This window comes from Nocardioides sp., from assembly GCF_051876515.1.
Classification (GTDB): domain Bacteria; phylum Actinomycetota; class Actinomycetes; order Propionibacteriales; family Nocardioidaceae; genus Nocardioides.
In genome coordinates this window covers 1-6,096 of record NZ_JBJEHY010000215.1, presented here as the reverse complement: position 1 = coordinate 6,096, position 6,096 = coordinate 1, and the positions used below count along the sequence as shown (strand labels likewise).

The following is a 6,096-nucleotide window of genomic DNA, read 5'->3' as shown; positions in this document are numbered from 1 at the left end:
CATGCGTCCCGACGACCTGACCGTGCAGATGGTGCACGCCGCCCTGGCCAAGGTGCCCGAGCTGGACCCGACCGAGATCCAGGACCTGATGCTGGGCTGTGGCCAGCCCGCGGGCGAGTCGGGCTACAACATGGCGCGCGCCGTCGCGGTGCTCGCCGGGTTCGACCACCTGCCGGGCGTGACCGTCAACCGCTACTGCTCCTCGAGCCTGCAGACCACGCGCATGGCGTTCCACGCCATCAAGGCCGGCGAGGGTGACGTCTTCATCTCCGCCGGTGTCGAGACCGTCTCCCGCTTCGGCCTCGGCAAGGCCGACGGCATGGAGAACACCAAGAACCCGCTGGCCTTCCCCGGCATGGAGCGCACCGCCAAGATGGCCGAGGGCGGCACCGGCTGGACCGACCCCCGCACCGAGGGCCTCGTCCCCGACATCTACGTCGACATGGGTCAGACGGCCGAGAACGTGGCCCGCTTCATGGGTGTCTCGCGCGAGGACCAGGACGCCTTCGCCGTGCGTTCGCAGAACCGTGCCGAGGCGTCCATCGCCTCCGGCTTCTGGGGCCGTGACATCACCCCGGTGACCCTGGCTGACGGCACGGTCGTCTCCGCCGACGACGGTCCGCGCGCGGGCGTCACCCTGGAGGCCACCGCCGGCCTCAAGCCGATCTTCCGCCCGGACGGCACCGTGACCGCCGGCAACGCCTGCCCGCTCAACGACGGTGCCGCTGCCCTGGTCATCATGTCCGACACCAAGGCCAAGGACCTCGGCATCACGCCGCTGGCCCGCATCGTTTCCACCGGCGTCACCGGCCTCAACCCGGAGATCATGGGCATGGGCCCGGTCGAGGCGACCAAGCAGGCCCTCTCGCGTGCCGGCCTGGGCATCAACGACATCGACCTCTTCGAGATCAACGAGGCGTTCGCCGCGCAGGCCGTCCCGTCCGCGCGCGAGCTCGGCATCGACGAGGACAAGCTCAACATCCACGGCGGCGCCATCGCCGTGGGTCACCCGTTCGGCATGACCGGTGCTCGCATCACCAACACGCTGATCCACGCGCTCACCGAGGCGGACAAGCAGTTCGGCGTGGAGACCATGTGCGTCGGCGGCGGCCAGGGCATGGCCATGGTCATCGAGCGCCTCTGAGCCTCACCCGCTGATCCCCCGACGACGCCCGGCCGCTCATGCGGTCGGGCGTCGTCGCGTTCGGGCACGGTGGGCCAGGTCACGGTGCGCGAGGTCACGTGGTCAGGCTCCGCAAGGAGGGCCTCAGCTGCGATTAGAGTGCCGCCCATGTCATCGACTCGGGAACCCCGTTGGCTCGACCAGGACCAGCAGCACTCGTGGCGCGCCCTGATGATGGGTGTCACGCTCCTGCTCGACCGGCTCGACGAGGACCTCCGCCGCGAGTCGGGGCTCTCCCTCACCGAGTACGAGATCCTGGTACGCCTCTCCGAGCGCCCCGACCGCTGCATGCGGATGGCTCACATCGCCGACTCGATGGCGCACTCGCGCAGCCGCGTGACGCACACCATCAGCCGGATGGAGCGCGCCGGCCTCGTCGTACGCGGCAGCTCACCCGACGACGGCCGGGGCATCGTGGCCACCATGACCGAGGAGGGGTACCGGATCCTGGTGGCGGCCGCCCCCGCCCACGTGGAGAGCGTGCGCCGGTACGTGGTGGACCTGTGCACGCCCGAGGACTTCGCGGCCCTGGGCCGCGTCATGGACGCCATCTCCGACACCCTCGTCTCGCGCCACCCCGAGGCGGAGATCCGCTGACCCTCCCCGTCTGAGGGCTCTCTGGAACGCGAGAAGCCCCGCCCGGGAACCGCGCAGTGCGCGGCCCGGGCGGGGCTTCTCTTCGACGTCTCAGTCGCGCGTGAGGCGGCGGTGCGTCACGCGGTGCGGACGCGCAGCCTCGACACCGAGGCGCTCGACCTTGTTCTCCTCGTACGAGGCGAAGTTGCCCTCGAACCAGAACCACTTGCCACCGTCGGTCTCGTCACCCTCCCAGGCGAGGATGTGGGTGGCCACGCGGTCGAGGAACCACCGGTCGTGGGAGGTCACCACGGCACAGCCCGGGAAGTCGAGCAGCGCGTCCTCGAGCGAGGAGAGGGTCTCGACGTCCAGGTCGTTGGTGGGCTCGTCGAGGAGCAGCAGGTTGCCGCCCATCTTGAGCGTCAGCGCCAGGTTGAGGCGGTTGCGCTCACCACCCGACAGGACGCCCGACTTCTTCTGCTGGTCGGGCCCCTTGAAACCGAACGACGCGACGTACGCGCGGCTGTTCATCTCGAAGTTGGCGACCTTGATGAAGTCGAGACCGTCGGAGACGACCTCCCAGACGTTCTTGTTGGGGTCGATGCCGCCGCGGCTCTGATCGGCGTACGAGATCTTGACGGTCTGGCCGACGACCAGCTCACCCGAGTCCGGGGTCTCGTCGCCGGTGATCATCCGGAACAGGGTGGTCTTGCCGACGCCGTTGGGGCCGATCACACCGACGATGCCGGCGCGCGGCAGCGTGAACGAGATGTCGTTCCACAGGGTGCGACCCTCGAAGCCCTTGGAGAGGTTCTTGGCCTCGAGGACGATGTCACCCAGGCGCGGGCCCGGGGGGATGTTGATGTCGGCGGTGTCGATCTTGCGGGCCTTGTCGGCCTCTGCCGCGAGCTCCTCGTAGCGGGCCAGACGCGACTTCGACTTGGTCTGGCGCGCCTTGGCGTTGGAGCGCACCCACTCGAGTTCCTTCTCGAGCATCTTGGCGCGCTTGGCGTCCTTGAGGCCCTCGACCTTGAGGCGCTCCTTCTTGGTCTCCAGGTAGGTGGAGTAGTTGCCCTCGTAGCCGTGGATGGAGCCGCGGTCGACCTCGGCGATCCACTCGGCGACGTTGTCGAGGAAGTAGCGGTCGTGGGTGATCGCCATGACGGCGCCCGGGTAGGACTTGAGGTGGCCCTCGAGCCACTGGACCGACTCGGCGTCGAGGTGGTTGGTGGGCTCGTCGAGGAGCAGCAGGTCGGGCTGCTCGAGCAGCAGCTTGCACAGGGCGACGCGTCGGCGCTCACCACCGGAGAGGTTGTCCACCAGCGCGTCCGGCGGCGGGCAGCGCAGCGCGTCCATGGCCTGCTCAAGGCGGCTGTCGATGTCCCAGGCGTTGGCGTTGTCGAGGAACGTCTGCAGCTCGCCCGTCTCGTTCATCAGGGCGTCCTGGTCGGCGTCGGGGTCGCCCATCTCCATGTACGCGTCCTCGAGACGCTTCATCTTGCCCTTGATCTCGGCGACGGCCTCCTCGACGTTCTCGAGGACCGTCTTGCCCTCGGTCAGCGGCGGCTCCTGCTGGAGCATGCCGACCGTGGCGTCGGGGTCCTTGATCGCGTCGCCGTTGTTGGGCTGCTCGAGCCCGGCCATGATCTTGAACAGCGTGGACTTGCCGGCGCCGTTGGGGCCAACGACGCCGATCTTGGCTCCGTGGAGGAACGACAGGGTGACGTTGTCGAGGACAACCTTGTCGCCGTGGGCCTTGCGCACGTTGCGCAGCGTGAAGACGTACTCAGCCATGAGGGAGAGCCTATGGTGCGGCAGCGTCACGACCACAACCGGGACGTGCGCCGGACCATGCTCAGGCGGCGTGCGGCGCCTGAGGGGCATCCGCGAGCACGGTCGTGGCCTCGGCGGGCGACTGCTGCCCCGGCGACACCACGCGGTCCTCGGCACCCTCGTGCGGAGTCCGGACGGCCTTCGTGAACGCGGACGTCCCGTGCGCCAGGTCGTGCCCCACCGCGCTGGCCACGACGACGTGACGCGAGACGCTGACCCCGTCCTCGCGCTCCCACAGCTCGACGGTCAGGCGCCCCTGCACGATGACAGGGTCACCGCGGTGCACCGAGCGGGCGACGTGCTCTGCCACGTGGCGCCACGCCTTGACCTGGAACCACGTCGTGTTCCCGGAGACCCACGCGCCGTCGCGGAACCGTCTCGGGGTGGACCCCACACGGAAGGTGGCCACCGCGTGCCCACCCGCCTGCTGCACGGTGACGTCGCTGCCCACCCAGCCGGTGAGCGTCAGGGTCGTGTCGTTCATGCGGACCTCCAGGCCTGGGGCGGTCGGTCCGCCCGGGACCACCAGACTCACGGCCGGGAGCACCGCGTACCAGAGCATGCGGCCCCTGTGGAGAAGATCCGTGCCGGGACGGCCCCTGTGGACGAGACCTGGCGCAGCAGGGTCAGCGCAGCGAGGAGAGAAGACCCTCGCGGACCCGGCCGTACGCGTCCAGCTCGGCCTGCACCGGGTCGACGACGAGTTCCTGGCTCACCTCGCCGATGGCGGACAGGAGGCGCCGCTCGGCCTCCCTGGCCCGCGAGCGCGCGGTGGAGGCGACGAGCAGGCGGCACACGGCCGCCAGCGCGATCCCCAGCACCACTCCCCCGGCCAGCAGGAGCAGCGGCAACGGCCACCCGCCGACCTCGGGCGTGGGCGGCTCGGGGAGGCGGACGTACGTGCCCAGGCCGAGCAGCAGCATCCAGCCCAGCCCGACGAGGGCGGCCGCGATGAAGAGCCACTGCAGGAAGCGCACGGCGCTCGCCCAGACCGGGATGCGCTCGGCGTTGAGGTCGGTGGCGCCGATGGCGCGGTCCAGGCCGTCGCCCAGGTCGTCGAGCCGGGCCGTGGAGGCCTTGCGCACCGCGGTCGCCCAGGCAGGGGTGAGGGGTTCGCCGAGCTCGTCGGCCAGCGCGCGCACCTCGGTGTCGACGCGGGCCCGCTGGACCTGGGTCGGCTCGGGCAGCGCGGTCCGCGAGACCGAGACAAGCTCCTTGCCGAGGGCACCCAGGTCGAGGTGGAGCCGCTTGAGCGGGTCGGGCTTCATCTTGGACAGCCACGCCACCACCGGCCAGCCGGTCGCCCGGTTGGCCCGGATCCGGGTGGAGTCCTCGACCGCCTTGACGACCGTGGGGACGCCACCGGCGTCCGCGAGCGCGGCGTCGAGCGCCTTGCGACGCTCGGTGCTCAGCTTGGGCGGCTCGACCGTGCCGGACACCGTCGCCAGCGACTCGGCCGCGGCGTGCAGGTCGGACTCCAGACGTGCCCGGGTCGCGCGCTTCTCCTTGGCCCGCTTGGCGATCTGGCTCTTGAGGTCCTGGATGCCCCAGCCCTCACGCGCGCTGGTGGAGAGGACCGGCACCCCGTCGAGGCCGTCGGCGGCCAGCAGCCGGCGTACGTCGTCGAGCATCGCGCCGCGACGGTTCTCCGGCACCGTGTCGATGTGGTTGAGGACCACCAGCATGATGTCCTTGTGCGCCTTCAGCGGCGCCAGGTAGCGGTCGTGGATGGCCGCGTCCGCGTACTTCTGGGGGTCGAGGACCCACACGAGCATGTCGGCCAGCTCGACGAGGCGGTCCACCTCGAGGTGGTGCGCGACCTCGGTGGAGTCGTGGTCGGGCAGGTCCAGGAGCACGACGCCGTTGAGCGTCACGTCCTCCCGGCCCGTCGACAGCATCGAGTCGCGGGTCACCTGGTGGCGCGGCGGGATGCCGAGCCAGTCGAGGAGCTCCTCAGCCCCCTCCTTGCCCCACACGCACGCCGTGGCCCACGAGGTGGTCGGACGCCGCACGCCGACGGCGGACAGCTCGAGCTCGGTGAGGGCGTTGAACGTGGACGACTTGCCGGAACCGGTCGCGCCGGCGAGCGCGACGACCGTGTGCTCGGAGGACAGCTTGATGCGGCTCGCAGCACGGTCGACGGTGCGCCGGGCCTCCTCGAGCGTCGCCTCGTCGAGGCGACCGTGCGCAGCCTCGATCGCAGCGTCGAGACCGTCGATGCGGGCACCGATGCTGGATCCGCGGGTGACCAACTTCTTGGCACCTTCGAGCAACGACGACATTCTCTCCCTCAAGTCCGTGAAGGGTGGGGCCCCAGCCTAGGGGGCCGGAGCCCGGTTGTGGGCAACGGGGCACACACTCACGCCTCGTCGTCCGCATCCTTGCGGGACTCGGCGAAGCGGATGTCGTCGACACGCCTGGCGGCGTTGCGCACGCGCTCGGCCCCCTCGCGGTCCACGTCGAGGGAGTCGCCCAGGAACAGCTGGCGGCTGAACAGGCCGTGG

Annotated in this window: 5 protein-coding genes; 2 read left to right on the top strand and 3 right to left on the bottom strand. The window is 70.4% G+C overall.

Annotation, left to right across the window (positions count from 1 at the left end):
* The coding region (locus ACI379_RS15515) for an acetyl-CoA C-acetyltransferase (protein WP_439793013.1) at window positions 1–1,144 on the top strand (1,144 nt) is incomplete at its 5' end.
* 147 nt (window positions 1,145–1,291) lie between these two features.
* Window positions 1,292–1,780 (top strand): MarR family winged helix-turn-helix transcriptional regulator, encoded by a 489-nt coding sequence (locus ACI379_RS15510; protein WP_439793012.1) that lies wholly within the window; start codon window positions 1,292–1,294, stop codon window positions 1,778–1,780.
* 90 nt (window positions 1,781–1,870) lie between these two features.
* Here the strand turns inward: ACI379_RS15510 and ettA are convergent, their stop codons facing one another.
* The 3 genes from ettA to ACI379_RS15495 all read right to left on the bottom strand — a co-directional run bounded on the left by ettA (window position 1,871) and on the right by ACI379_RS15495 (window position 5,874).
* Window positions 1,871–3,553, bottom strand: coding sequence for an energy-dependent translational throttle protein EttA (gene ettA, locus ACI379_RS15505; protein WP_439793010.1), 1,683 nt, complete (start codon window positions 3,551–3,553; stop codon window positions 1,871–1,873).
* Window positions 3,554–3,614: 61 nt separating this feature from the next.
* Window positions 3,615–4,076 carry a single-stranded DNA-binding protein gene (locus tag ACI379_RS15500; RefSeq protein ID WP_439793009.1) on the bottom strand — a complete coding sequence of 154 codons (462 nt, stop codon included), beginning with the start codon at window positions 4,074–4,076 and terminating at the stop codon, window positions 3,615–3,617.
* Between the two features lie 142 nt (window positions 4,077–4,218).
* On the bottom strand, window positions 4,219–5,874 hold the full coding sequence (locus tag ACI379_RS15495; protein WP_439793008.1) for a YfjP family GTPase: 1,656 nt from the start codon (window positions 5,872–5,874) through the stop codon (window positions 4,219–4,221).
* Between the last annotated feature and the right edge of the window lie 222 nt (window positions 5,875–6,096).